Genomic DNA, 12,966 nt, shown 5'->3' with positions numbered 1-12,966 from the left:
CCGTTACAGCATCACGCCGAACATGATCGCCATGCCGGCAGCCATCATCGCCCGGCACAGCGTGCCGAAGTGCGAGAACGGCGCCGTTCCGGCCTGCTGACGGACCGTGAAGTAGCGGTGCAGCCACACGGCGGCGGCGATCACGAAGCCGATGGTCAACAGCCAGTTGATGGCGGGGATCCAGAGCGGCTGCACCGAGACGTGTTCCAGGGCCATCGCAGTGCCGCCGCCAGGGTGCCCGGACATGTGCATCGCATGCATGTCGTGGCCCCCCGCGGCGACCGTTTCTGACTGGCGCGCAATCACATTGCCGTTCATGGCGGCATACATCCAGGCCATCGCCAGCATCATCGCGGCGTTATAGCCGTCGATCACCCGGCCTTGAGTCGTCGCGGACCTCAGCAGGCCGGCCAGGAACCAGACTGCGGCGGCCAAAAAGAAGTACATCGGGCCGAGTGTGGGCAGCTCGGCCCCACGCGGCCAGGCCATCACCACCATCGCGATGGCCATCGCCAAGTGGAGCAGCTGGCTCACGGCAGCGCCCGGACGGCCACGAGAGCCCAGCAAGGCGTAGGTGCACTCAACGGCACTCAAGGCGAACAACACCGTTACCACCCAGCGGAGCGCGAGATCGGCGATCATTCCGGGTCCTGTCTACAAGAGTGTCGGGGGGCGGTCGTCCTCAGTTGTTGGTCGCGGATGCGGGCGCCGAAGTTCCCGCACCCGTCAGCACTACGACGCATTGTCGTAGAATCGCATGGCCGCGACGTTTTGTTCGTTTCCGCGGCGGAAGGCCGGTTCGACTATGGCGCGTGTGCGCATGTCCACTGCGGCCGGGGTGTGGCGGGGACGCCTGACACTGCTCGGCATCGTCGCAGGTTGCACTGTGGTGTTGTTCATGAGCGCCGTGCAGCTGGGCGCCCAGCGACTGGCTGCGGCTGGGATCGCCGACCCGGGGACGGCCACCAGCGCAGCTCGGCTGCTCGGACACTGGGCCGGCACCTTGGCGGGTGCGCTGTGCGTCGGAGCGCTCATCTGGATTGTGACGACCGCGACACCTCGCGACGACGGCCGGATCGACGCGGCGTCCTTCTCGGCGCATCTGCTCGTCGAACGCGTCGCCATCATCTGGGCCTGCTGCGCCACCGCGATGGTCGTGGTCTCGGCGTCCGCCGACGCCGGAATTCCCATCGGCCGGCTTGTCGCCGGTCCTGGCCTCGGCAGCACCATCGCGGCGTCAGAGGTCGCACGCGGCTGGTGTGTGGCAGCGGTGTGCGCGCTGGTGCTGGCCGTGGGCGTGCGTTTCACTCTCCGCTGGATGGGTCATTGCGTGGCACTGCTGCCGGCGATGATCGGCGTGGTCGCAGTACCGGTGACCGGTAATGCCGGGCAGGGTCCGGACCATGACATCGCCACCAGCGCCGTGATCGTCTTCGCAGTGGCCGTCGCGGTTCTGGCCGGAACGAAAATCGCTTCGACCGGACTGCGAGACGTCGTGTTTCGACGCCGGGTCCAGCTGCTGCAGCTGACGTGCGGGGCGGTCGCCATCGTCTACGGCGCCGTCCTGGCCACGCTGATGCTGCGCGGGTTGCCGATCCTGGGGTCCGCCTACGGACGGGCCGTGGTGGTCGCGGGGGTGCTGCTGGTACTGGTGTGGGCCGGAGACGCAGTGCTTCTCCTGATGCGCCGTACCCCGTCACGGTTGGTCGACACCGTGTCTGCGGGCGCGATGGTCGTCGTCACCGCCGCATTGGCGCTCGCTGCGAACAGCGTTCCGCCCCGGTTCACCGTCCACGAGTTCTCCACGTGGGACATCTTTTTGGGCTATCAGCTCGACACACCTCCGAGCCCGGTCACCCTGATCACCGAATGGCGGTTCGATCCGCTGATCGGGACGGCGGCCATCGTGCTCGGGCTGGGTTATCTCGTCGCGGTGGCGCGGCTGCGGCGACGCGGTGACCAGTGGCCGGTGGGACGCACGATCGCCTGGTCCCTGGGCTGCGCGGCCTTGCTGATCACCACGAGTTCCGGCGTGCGCGCCTACGGATCGGCCATGTTCAGCGTGCACATGGGTGAGCACATGGCGCTGAACATGTTCGTCCCGGTGCTGCTGGTACTCGGCGCACCCGTAACCCTCGCTCTACGGGTCCTGCCCGCCGCGCCGAAAGGCGGAGCACCGGGGCCCCGGGAATGGTTGGTCTGGTTCGTACATGCGCCGGTGACGCGGTTCCTGTCGCACCCGGTGACGGCCTTCCTCTTGTTCGTCGGGTCGCTGTACCTCGTCTACTTCACGCCCCTGTTCGACACCTTGATCCGGTATCACTGGGGCCACGAGTTCATGAGCGTGCACTTCCTGCTCACCGGCTACCTGTACTACTGGGGCATCATCGGCATCGACCCCGGACCGCGGCGACTCCCCTTCCTGGGGCGGCTCGGGCTCCTGTTCGCCGTGATGCCCTTCCATGCCTTCTTCGGTATCGCCACCATGACGATGACCTCATCGCTGGGTGAGAGCTTCTACCGGTCCGTCAATCTGCCTTGGTTGCAGAGCATTTCGGATGACCAACACCTGGGCGGCGCCATAGCGTGGGGTTCCAGTGAGCTGCCGGTGGTCATCGTGGTGATCGCGCTGGTGGCCCAGTGGGCACGCCAGGATCGCCGGGCGGGAGCGCGTGAGGACCGCCACAGCGACCGCGGATACGACGACGAACTCGATGCCTATAACGCGATGCTGCACGAACTGTCCCGCACCCGGCGCTGAACCGCGAACCAGGTTGAACCGATTCGGCCGGACCGAGCGGCCCCGGGAACTAGTCGGCGGCGTCAGAACCGCAGGTGCAGTTGCTCCCGCAGGTGCAGTTTTCGCACGTACAGTTCGGGTTGTCGCACTTGGTCGACTCGACTGTTTCATTGCTGGTCATGCATATGAGGCTACGCCCGGTAGGTCTCGATCAGGCCGCAAAAGGAACTAATCTCGCTGTGCTCCCGACCAATCACCGGGGCCATCGAGATCCACACCGCAGGACCACCCGTCGATCCCGCAGGACGCCGATCGGCAGAACGACGAGAGGTAGAAGGATGCGCTGCTCGCCGACGCTCACCACTGGACGGTCAAATGCGTTGATGAACGGGGTGTCTCGATGACTTCGAGCAAGATCACCGCCACTGTCGAAACCGAGTTGCGGGCCATCGAGCGCCGGGTCTTCGAGGATGTGTGGATCAGCACCGCCCGCGCCCGGGTGCTGGGAGCACTTGCCACCGGCTTGGCGGCGACGGCCATGGCATTACACGTGACCGGCGACGTTTCCGCCGGCGCGACCCGCAACGGGCACTGGATATCCCTGGTGGCGATCGCCCTGTTCACCCTCGCGGCTTCGGTGTCGGCTTTCGCCCTGGTGCGACGCCGGTTTCGGTGGTGCTGTCTCGCGACGTGCGCGTCAGCGCTGGCCACTGTCGACGGCGCGGGCGCGTTCTGGTGGCATCACACCGCACACACCGCCTCCTGGGTTCCGGCGGCACTGGGCACCCTGTGCGCCGCCGCATTGACCGCCACCTGGCTGGGTGTCTGCCTGGCCCCGCTGAACTCGTCTCAGCCGGACATGCGCGCCGCCGGCACCGGCGGCTGAGCATCCGAATCCCTGAACGAGTTCGCTTGGACGGTGCCGTAATTGCGCAGCCGCAGGCTGTTCGACACGACCAGGAACGATGACACCGCCATCGCCGCGCCGGCGATCAACGGGTTCAGCAGACCCGCTGCGGCGATCGGGATCGCCGCGATGTTGTACCCGAAGGCCCAGATCATGTTGACCCGGATGGTCCGCATCGTCGCGCGGGCCAGACCCAACGCCTGCGGTACCGAATCGAGGTTGTCCCGGACGAGGATGATGTCGGCCGCGCCGATGGCCACGTCGGTTCCCCGGCCGATGGCCAGGCCCAGGTCGGCACAGGCCAACGCCGGACCGTCATTGATTCCGTCGCCGACCATGGCCACCACCCGGCCCTGGTCGCGCAGCCTCTCGATCGCGCCGACCTTGTCCTCGGGCAGTACCTCGGCGACCACGTCGTCGATGCCCACCGCCGCGCCGATCGCAGCGGCGGTGGCGGCGTTGTCCCCTGTCAAAAGCATGGTCTTCATGCCCTCGGCATGAAGGTGAGCGATGGCACCGGCCGCCGACTCCTTGACGGCGTCGGCGACGCTGATGGCACCGCAGACGGTGTCGCCGGAGGCGACGAACACGACGGTCTGGCCCTGTGACTCGCCCGACCTGCGGGCGGCCGCAAGATTGGCGGGCACCACGCGGTCCCGGGTCACCCAGGTGGGACGCCCGACGACCACGGCCACACCGTCCACCGAACCGGCCACACCATGGCCGGCGAACGCCTGGAAGTCCTCCACCGCGGCGAGCTCACGGTCCGCGCAGGCGGTGACGATCGCATGGGCCACGGGATGTTCGGACGCCGACTCGACGGCCGCCGCGTACCCGAGAACCTCGTCCTCGCTCCATCCGTCGGCCGCGACGACGGTGATGACCTGAGGTTGTCCGGTGGTCAGCGTGCCGGTCTTGTCGAACACGACGGTGTCGACGGCGCGAATCGCCTCCAAGGCGCGGTGTCCCTTGAGGAAGATCCCCAGCTGAGCGCCGCGGCCCGATGCCACCATCATCGCGGTCGGAGTCGCCAGCCCCAGCGCGCAGGGGCAGGCGATCACCAGGACGGCCAGGGCGGCGGACACCGCACGGTTGACGTCGCCGTCGACCAACAGCCAGCCGATGGCGGTGGCCGCGGCGATCACGAGCACACACGGCACGAACACCGAGGCGATGCGGTCCGCCAGCCTCTGCGCGTCGGCTTTCTGAGCCTGCGCCTGCTCCACCAGCCGGACCATCCCGGCGAACCGGGTGTCGGGTCCCACGGCGGCGGCCTCCACGATCAGGCGGCCGTCGAGCACCACGGTGCCACCCACGACACTCGAACCTTCGTGTGTCTGCACCGGTTTCGACTCGCCGGTCATCGCGCTGACGTCGACCGCGGCCGCCCCGCTCACCACAAGACCGTCCGCGGCGATGGCCTCACCGGGACGAACGACGAAGCGCTGGCCTTCTTTGAGCTCGTCTGCGGGCAGCACGAGCTCGCCGCCGTCGGCAAGCAGCACCGTCACCGATTTGGCGCCGAGCGCCGCGAGTGCCCGCAGCGCTCCCCCGGCGCGGGAGCGGGCCCGGGCCTCGAAGTAGCGGCCGGCGAGCACGAAAACCGTTACCCCCGCGGCGACCTCGAGGTAGATGGCGTCGCTGCCGAGCAGCGCCTGCCATACGCCGGCGGCGTGGTAGGTCTGGTGGTCGAAGAAGATCGTGTACATCGACCACGCGGTCGCGGCCGTGACGCCGATGGAGATCAAGGTCTCCATGGTCGAGGTGCCGTGCCGGGCGTTGCGAAGCGCACTCCGGTGGAACGGCCACGCGGCCCACGTGACGATCGGTGCCGCCAACGCGGTGAGCACCCACTGCCACCCGGTGAATCTGGTGTCGGGCACCACGGCAAACATCACCGACAGATCCGCCAGCGGGATGAACAGCACGGCGGCTATCGCGAGGCGCCGGAGCAGACTGCGGGCGTGATCGGCATCGGGGTCGACGTCGGCCGTGGAACGCTCGACACGGGGCGCGGCCTGATAGCCGGCCTTCTCGATGACCGCGCACAGCTGCTCGACGCCGACGTCGGCGGTGGCTTCGACAGTGGCGACGCGTGTGGCGAAGTTCACTGACGCGCGCACGCCGTCAACCTTGTTGAGTTTGTTCTCCACGCGTGCAGCGCAGGCCCCGCACGACATTCCCGTGACGTCCAGCGCAATGCGCTGGGCCACCTCTTTGTCGGGGACAGTTGCTGTTGTCACCACCACTCCCAATTGCTCACTCACCACACCGGTGGCATACGTCACCGATTAGATAGTCGCTTGGGCCCGATGCCGAGTTCCCGGGCGTCATCGAATAATGTCGATGGCTGTGACTACCGAACGCGGCGAGGACCACGTTACGCGGCTGGCCTTCGCCGCCGGCCGCGGTGATTCGGCGGCGCTCGAGCAGTTCATCCGGGCAACCCAGACCGACGTCTGGCGAACCGTCGCCTACTTGGGCGATTCCGGGTCGGCCGACGACCTCACGCAAGAAACCTTCATGCGCGCCATCACCGCGCTCCCCCGATTCAGTGGCCGGTCGTCCGCCCGTACCTGGCTGATGTCGATCGCTCGGCGCGTGGTGGTCGACCAGATTCGGCACAAGCAGAGCCGGCCACGTACCCAGCACGGCGTAGACGTCGAGCAGGTCCTCGAGAGCTACCGCCCGGTCGGTGGCTTCGAGAAGATGGTGGAGATCCGCCTCCTGCTGGACGGACTGGACCCCGACCGGCGGCATGCGCTGCTGCTCACCCAGGTCCTCGGGTTGTCCTATGCGGAAGCCGCCGAGGTGTGTGGCTGCCCGGTGGGCACCATCCGTTCACGCGTGGCGCGCGCCCGCGAAGATCTGATCGCCGCGTCCGAGCGGGACGACCTGACCGGCTAGCTCGCCCGGCCCACGGCGACAGTTCCCGACAGGTTCTCAGCCGCCCATGTGCCCGACGGTCACCCAGCGGATGGCCCTGGCGACCATCGAGGGGCGTTTCTGGGGCGCTCCATCAGGCGTGGAGTCCGCGTCGTCGTCGACGGCGGTGCGCTCCTCGGCGCGGTAACCGGCCTGCTCAACCGCATCGCAGAGGTCGGCGACGCTGATGTCGTGGCGGGCGTCGATCGTCGCGATCTTGGTGGAGATGTCCACCGAGGCATGTACTCCGTCGATCTTGTTCAGCTTGTTCTCGACCCGGCGCGAGCACGCTCCGCAGGACATGCCGGTCACGTCGAGCCGGATCCGTCTGGCGCGTGCTGTCTCGTCACTGTGTGCGGATATGTCTGTCACTGCCATCCCTCACTGTCTGGTGGTGTCTGGTTGATAAGTCGTTGAACAATCGCGTTGAGTTCCCGACCATGTCTGGGCGAGCAGTGCCTGCACGGGCGGCGGTGTCGCCACCAGCTCACGGACGGTATCGATTCCCAGTGGGAGAGCAGGGTAGGCGGCCAGGTACTCCGCATACGAGCGTCCACCGAGCCGCATACCCAAGCCGATCCAGGCGTCGATCACCGACCAGCGACGCGGATCGGCCTTCGCCCAAGCACTTTCATCCAGCCGTCGCTTCCATTCGTGACTGTCGACCTCTTCGGCGGCCACGGTGCCCAGCAACTGCCGATACCCCACCGCCTGTCCGCGCAGCACATCGATCCCGCGGCCCAGCTCGTCGGGCCCGCCGAACTCCGGCAACCTGCCGATAATGCTCCTCGCCGCCGCGCGGCCGGTCGTCACTTCTTCGGTCAATTCGACTGCCGGATAAGCCTGTAACGCATGGCAGGCATCGGCGACCGACACCAGGATGTCGGCGGACCTGCGCAGCTGTGCCGGTGTCCCCAGGACCCGAGGCAGGCGCACGATCGTGAAGTCGAGCTCTCCGCCCACCCCGTCCACCGCCAATTCCGCGAGCGCTTTCGAGGCTGCGTACGGGTATGGCGCCCGACGCGGATCGACCACCTGCGGCGCGGCGACATCCCCGTTGACGACATACGTCGACAGGTGCACCAGCTTCGTACCGGAAGCCGCGCACGTCTGCGCCATCGCTGCCACCAATTCCACGTTGGCTGAACGAAGTTCGCGGTACGGGACCACCACGTTGGTGTTCCCGACGCAGTTGACGAGAGTCCGCGCTCCGGTCTGCCGGATCAGCGCCCCCAGCTCGGCCGGACCGAAGCCGGAGGCGAGGTACTCGATCCGCACACCGGGCGTATCCCGGAGTTCGGTCCAGACCCGGTCGACGGGGGGTGCTGACCTCATGGCCAGGACCACATCAGGCCGTGGAACCGCCGACCGCGTCAGCTCCAGAATCGCCTCCGCGAAACCGGATCCCAGAATTCCGGACGCGCCCACAACCAGGATCGGTCCGTCGTCTCGCGCCGAGGAGCGCGGTGTGTTCGACGGCTGACACACGCGGCGCGTCGGCAGTCCGATGAAGTCGCGTTCGATCTCCGCGGCGGTGGTGCCGTCCATCCAGCCGTCGATCATCGATGCGTCGTCCACCAGGTTGGCCGCGGTATCGGCACTGATCAGATCCAGAATCGACACCTGCCGACCGAGATATCTGCGCGTATCGGGCAGGATCCGCACCAGGTCCAGCGACCCGATGCCCTCGTACAGCAGCGACGTCCCCGGCATGATCGGGCGCCCCAGGTGCGCACTCCACATTCCGGCGAGACCCGCCGCCCGCTCGCCGGCGTCGGCGTCGACGCACCCGCCCGGACCACCGGGCGATGTTGGCAGCCTTGCGGTGTCGATCTTGCCATTGGGTTTCCTGGGGATGCTCGCGACGCTGGAAATGACGAACGACGGGACCCGTGAATCCACCAGGACGCTGCGGACACTTGCTGCCGCGGCGGGGTCTTCGTCACCACCACGGGTCCGCCGCGTCTCGAACCACACTCCCAGGCCCCCGTTGTGAAGCTCAACGGCGACGTCGACCACCGCCGGGTCCGCCGCGATGCGTCGGGTGAGCGCAGCGGTGTCGACGCGCTTGCCCGAGATCTTGACGAGTGCGTCCTTACGGCCTGCGAACACCGGGAACCCGGCGCCGTCCATCGTCACCCGGTCGGCGGTCGCAAAGGCACGCTGCCGCCGGCCGTCGGCTGTGGTGACCGACCCGAAACCGGCAAAGTCCACGCCGAGATAGCCGTCGGCAACCAGGTCTCCCACCACCACGACCTCACCGAAGGCGATCACCACCGTGTTCGGAACGATCGGCCGCCCCAGCCGAAGTCGCTCGTCGCGCTCGACCACCCGGCCGCGATCGATGATCGGCAAGTGGGTCACCACGACCGTGGTCTCGGTCGGGCCATAGCTCGACACCAGCGAGACATTCTCGGCGGCAGCGGTATCGACCCACTTGTCGACCGCACAAGAGCGGACGGACTCACCGCCGATCACAATCTGTCGTAGCCGAGAGTGGCCGATGCCGGTGATCGTGTCGACGTCCTCGCACCACAGATGCCACAACGCGGTGGGCAGATCCACGACGGTCGCGCCACATGCCACCAGATCCTTGGCAAGCGCCTGAAGATCACCGGCTTTCACCGCCGCCGAACGGATCAGTGTCGCTCCGCTGACAGCGGCACCGAAGACCTCTTCGACGCTGATATCCGATGTCAGCGAGGCACATTGGAGGATGGTGTCGCCCGGTCCCCAGCCGTAGGCCCGGACCATCCCGACGCAGAACACCGCGAGCGAACCATGACTCACGTGCACGAGTTTGGGTTCCCCGGTCGATCCGGACGTCGGCATCACGTAGGCGGTCCTGGCGGAAAGATGCGCGTCCGTTGCGGTCTGCTCGACGCGGGCCTCCACCAGACGCCGACGCTCCCCACCGATGCTTCTCGGGACATTCGTCGACTCGACGTCGACGATGTGCGCTGAGATGCCGTTGCCGTATTCGCGGATTCGTTCGGCCCGCGCCACCGCCTGATCCGCGTGGTCGCAGACGCTGTAGCCGCAGCCCGCCAGGTGACACGCGATCATGAGGTCGATCGTCTTGTCGGTGTCGTCGTCGGTGAACACCACCACATCGCCTGGTGCCACATTGGTTTCGATCAGCCAGGCGATCCAGGGATCGACGTGGGCTCGACGTTCGCGGCATTCAGCGACGGACTCAGGTCGATCGAGAAACCACGCGGGTGCCACCGGCTCCTCGGATTCGGGTGCCTGCGACACCGAACGTGGCATCCCGTCGGCGGCGATCACGTACCACTCGCCGACGGTCATCGCGATCGGGGAATCCCACATCGTGGTCATGGATTTCAGGGCGGTAGCGACCCGGCCGGCTACACCTGCGCCGTTCTGTCGTGGCAGATCGGGTCTGCTCCAGATGTTGAGGGTGAGCGTGTGCCGTTGCTCGTCGAGCACAGCCGCGACGGTCATACCCTCGATCGGACCGATGTCCGATGTCACGGGCGCCTCAGACAGGAACGGCGCCAGTTCGGGCGCACAGGGCTCCCGCAGAAAATTGAGCGTCAAGGTCTCCACGCAGGTTGTCCGATTGATCGCCAGATACATTCGGCGGTAACGCTCTTCACGCAACCAGCGGCGCCGGCCGGCCTTGACATAGCCCCGATCCACCGCGCGCACGACGTCCGCCACCGATGCATACGGCACGAACCGGACCTGCTGGGCCATCGAGTTGACCAGACATGTGGCGACATCGAGGTCAGGGTCGCCGAAGCGGTTGTCGACCGCGTGCACCAAAAGGCGCTCGGTGGTGTGATGAATACTCGCGTCCACCGCCGTGGCCGCCGCCGCGACCAGCACGTTGAGCGGGACGCTCTCGCGGTCGGCCAGGGCAAGGATCTGGTGGTAGTCGTCCCCGTGGATCACCGCGGATTCGGTGAGTACTCCCCTGGCCACCGATGCCGGAGCGTCGGCGCCATGTCCGTGGCCACCCTTCCCGGCGGCCGCCGTGAGCTCGTTCCGCACAACAGAGGTGAGTCGCTCGAGTGATTCGTCGACGCGGCTCGCCTCCCGGCGATGTGCGGTGACAACGTCGGTCAGGCCGGCACGGACACACGCGCCGGCGGCCGGCCCGCTACCGGCGAGGAAGCGCCCCAGGTCGGCTTCGATGATGCCGATGGCTCCGCCATCGAGCAGGATGTGGTGCGCCTGGGCATCGAGACCACACACCAGGCCGCTGCCGTCGACATACACGGTGTAGCGCGCCAAGGGCTTTGCGAGAAGACCGGACCCCCACCCGTCGGACAGCGTCGCGCTTTCGTCACCGCACACCCGCACGATGTCATCGGCATCCAGCCGGGGTACGAGATCCGGGTATCCACCGGGCTCAGCCGGCTCCGCCAGAACACACAATTGAACAGGGTTGGCGAGAATGGTCTTCCGCAGCGCGGTCAGGAACTCCGCCTGTGGTACCGGCTCGAACCGATAGCGCCTGCCGATCAGGTACAGGTGCGGATCGTCGTCCTGCGACACTCCATTGAAGATGTTCTGCTGGGATCGGCTCAGCGGAATACGTTGCGCATCCGGGCCTTCAGACAGGTTCACCCAGCTTCTCCAACTCCCGGACCCACCCTGCGATCGACAGGTTGTCCGCCAGCCGCCGCGGCACGTCTGACTCCCGATCGATGCCGAGTTGCTTCATCAACAGCACGAATCGGACCGAGTCCAGCCCGAGATCCCTCAGGTCTGTCGCATCGCCGTAGAGGAAATCCGACTCATCGACGTAGAGCACCTCCGACAGCGCGGCGAGGACTCTGCTCCTCAGACACTCAGCCACCGGCTACCGCGCCCAGGGAGGCCCGCATGACCTTGCCGGACTGGGTTCGTGGAATCTGCTCCACGAACCCGATGGTCGAGGGCCTGGCCATGGGCTCCGACTCCTGCCGGAATCGCGCGGCGATGGCATGTTTGAGCTTCCTGGCGGCTGATTCATCCAGCGTCGTCGATGCGACCACCGCCAGCCCCACGAGCGCACCGAACTCCTCGTCGGGGATCTCGTAACAAGCGGCCTCGCCGACGCCGGCAACCCCCTCGGCAATTCGATCGACTTCGTCGGGCGCGATGTTGACGCCCCCGGAGATGATCATCTCCGAGGACCTGCCCCGGATGTAGAAGTAACCGTCGTCATGGCGGTCGAGAAGGTCTCCGGTGTTCACCCATCCGTCAACCAGAACTTCGGCAGTCCGGTCGGGATTGCCCCAATACCTCAACATGCTCGCCGGCGACTTGATCCACAGTGTGCCGGACGAGGCCGAGTCAGCGCCTGAACGGGAAGGAGGTCCGCTGCCGTCGCCATCCAGGTGAACTTCCACTCCGGGATAGGGCCGCCCAACCGCGCCGGCCTCGATTCTGGCGATCGACCCGTCACCGGTGGGGAGACACAGTGCGGTGCACCCTGTTTCACTGAGTCCGTAAACCTGCGCGGTACGAACACCCGCCGCCTCGACAAACCGGACGTCGGAGGCGACCGCGCGGGATCCGCCATAGCCCACCATGCGTAGCGACGGCGGGACCGGCATTCCGGTGGATCGCAATTCGGACACCAGCCGGGTCAGCAGCGTGGGAACCAGGCATGTCGTCGCGACGTCATTCGCAGTGAGGATCTCGGCGATGGACGACGTATTCTCGCCGCCGGTGATGCACAGCCCGCCCTGCATCAGACAGTTGAGGATCCACCACAGCCCACCGATGTGAGTCGCGGGCAGCGGCGAGTACGTCGCCTCGCCGACGATCCAGTCAACCCAGGTCAATTGCTCACGCTGCAGAATGTCGGCAACGGAATAAAAGGTCCGGTTGGGCAGCAGCACTGCCTTCGGGGTTCCGGTGGTGCCGCTGGTGAAGATCATCGCCAGCGGATCGTCTGCTCCCCCAACGGGAACAGGCGGCTCCGCAGGTGAGACCGGAGCACCGGCACGGTCGGCAGAGCCGTGGTCGATCTCGACCGCGAAGGTCGGGATCGCCTGGAGCGCATCTGACAACTCGGTGGTTTGCAGGCGACAGCCCGGTGCGATCAGTATCGCAGCGGGAGTGGTGATCTCGCCGAACCGGTCAATGGCCGCCGCAGGCATTCCGCCGTCCACCATGACCGCGACGGCCCCCACTCTTGCGCAGGCCAAAACCGACAGATAGGTCTCGGGACCGTTGTCCGAGATGACGAACACACGGCTTCCCCGCGCGACAGACCGTGAGCCGAGAACAGCGGCGAGCCTGTCCACCTCGGCCATGAGGTCCCGGTAGTGAATGACGCTGGATCCGTCGCAGCGACGCAGGGCGATCGCGTCGGGACGTTGTCTCGCCCTGTCGCCGATGCGTTCCAGCACCGTGGATGGTGGGTGTGCCATAG

The 12,966-nt window shown here is 66.8% G+C and carries 9 protein-coding genes; 3 read left to right on the top strand and 6 right to left on the bottom strand.

All coding sequences use genetic code 11. The annotated features are described in order from the left end of the window. Nucleotides 1-3: 3 nt before the first annotated feature. Complete coding sequence (locus TX88_RS28145) at nucleotides 4-642, bottom strand: DUF5134 domain-containing protein (RefSeq protein WP_044522540.1); 639 nt, start codon at nucleotides 640-642, stop codon at nucleotides 4-6. 256 nt (nucleotides 643-898) lie between these two features. Between TX88_RS28145 and TX88_RS28140 the strand changes: the two genes are divergently transcribed. Next, complete coding sequence (locus TX88_RS28140; RefSeq protein ID WP_244438719.1) at nucleotides 899-2,761, top strand: cytochrome c oxidase assembly protein; 1,863 nt, start codon at nucleotides 899-901, stop codon at nucleotides 2,759-2,761. Between the two features lie 379 nt (nucleotides 2,762-3,140). Then, nucleotides 3,141-3,626, top strand: a complete 486-nt coding sequence (locus TX88_RS28135; RefSeq protein ID WP_044522538.1) for a hypothetical protein — start codon at nucleotides 3,141-3,143, stop codon at nucleotides 3,624-3,626. Here TX88_RS28135 and TX88_RS28130 read toward each other — a convergent pair. Then, entirely contained in the window at nucleotides 3,590-5,890 is a 2,301-nt protein-coding gene (locus TX88_RS28130) for a heavy metal translocating P-type ATPase (protein ID WP_409365903.1), read from the bottom strand. The two genes, TX88_RS28135 and TX88_RS28130, sit on opposite strands and share 37 nt — an antisense overlap. Nucleotides 5,891-5,993: 103 nt before the next feature. On the opposite strand from TX88_RS28130, the gene sigC reads away from it, so the two are divergent. After that, nucleotides 5,994-6,554, top strand: coding sequence for an RNA polymerase sigma factor SigC (sigC, locus tag TX88_RS28125; protein WP_044524163.1), 561 nt, complete (start codon nucleotides 5,994-5,996; stop codon nucleotides 6,552-6,554). Between the two features lie 36 nt (nucleotides 6,555-6,590). On the opposite strand, the gene TX88_RS28120 is transcribed toward sigC, so the two are convergent. From TX88_RS28120 to fadD10, 4 genes are read right to left on the bottom strand one after another with little or no spacing between them, the layout of a single operon-like run. After that, nucleotides 6,591-6,944 carry a heavy-metal-associated domain-containing protein gene (locus TX88_RS28120; RefSeq protein WP_244438696.1) on the bottom strand — a complete coding sequence of 118 codons (354 nt, stop codon included), beginning with the start codon at nucleotides 6,942-6,944 and terminating at the stop codon, nucleotides 6,591-6,593. A gap of 9 nt (nucleotides 6,945-6,953) precedes the next feature. Continuing rightward, the gene (locus tag TX88_RS28115; RefSeq protein ID WP_044522536.1) at nucleotides 6,954-11,168 is read right to left on the bottom strand and encodes an AMP-binding protein; all 4,215 of its coding nucleotides are present in this window, start codon (nucleotides 11,166-11,168) and stop codon (nucleotides 6,954-6,956) included. Further along, nucleotides 11,155-11,388 (bottom strand): acyl carrier protein, encoded by a 234-nt coding sequence (locus TX88_RS28110; RefSeq protein ID WP_084622301.1) that lies wholly within the window; start codon nucleotides 11,386-11,388, stop codon nucleotides 11,155-11,157. The genes TX88_RS28115 and TX88_RS28110 overlap by 14 nt, the downstream gene beginning before the upstream one ends. Nucleotides 11,389-11,392: 4 nt before the next feature. Then, the gene (gene fadD10 / locus TX88_RS28105; protein WP_044522527.1) at nucleotides 11,393-12,964 is read right to left on the bottom strand and encodes a fatty acid--CoA ligase FadD10; all 1,572 of its coding nucleotides are present in this window, start codon (nucleotides 12,962-12,964) and stop codon (nucleotides 11,393-11,395) included. Nucleotides 12,965-12,966: the final 2 nt, after the last annotated feature.

The sequence above is a fragment of the Mycolicibacterium septicum DSM 44393 genome (assembly GCF_000455325.1).
In the GTDB taxonomy this organism is placed as follows: Bacteria; Actinomycetota; Actinomycetes; order Mycobacteriales; family Mycobacteriaceae; genus Mycobacterium; species Mycobacterium septicum.
Note: the sequence above shows the minus strand (reverse complement) of the source record. Positions and strands in the feature narration are given on the sequence as shown.

Coding starts and splice junctions, on each gene's coding strand:
- TX88_RS28145 (WP_044522540.1), bottom strand. CDS start 642: ATGATCGCCGATCTCGCGCTCCGCTGGGTGGTAACGGTGTTGTTCGCC.
- TX88_RS28140 (WP_244438719.1), top strand. CDS start 899: ATGAGCGCCGTGCAGCTGGGCGCCCAGCGACTGGCTGCGGCTGGGATC.
- TX88_RS28135 (WP_044522538.1), top strand. CDS start 3,141: ATGACTTCGAGCAAGATCACCGCCACTGTCGAAACCGAGTTGCGGGCC.
- sigC (WP_044524163.1), top strand. CDS start 5,994: ATGGCTGTGACTACCGAACGCGGCGAGGACCACGTTACGCGGCTGGCC.
- fadD10 (WP_044522527.1), bottom strand. CDS start 12,964: ATGGCACACCCACCATCCACGGTGCTGGAACGCATCGGCGACAGGGCG.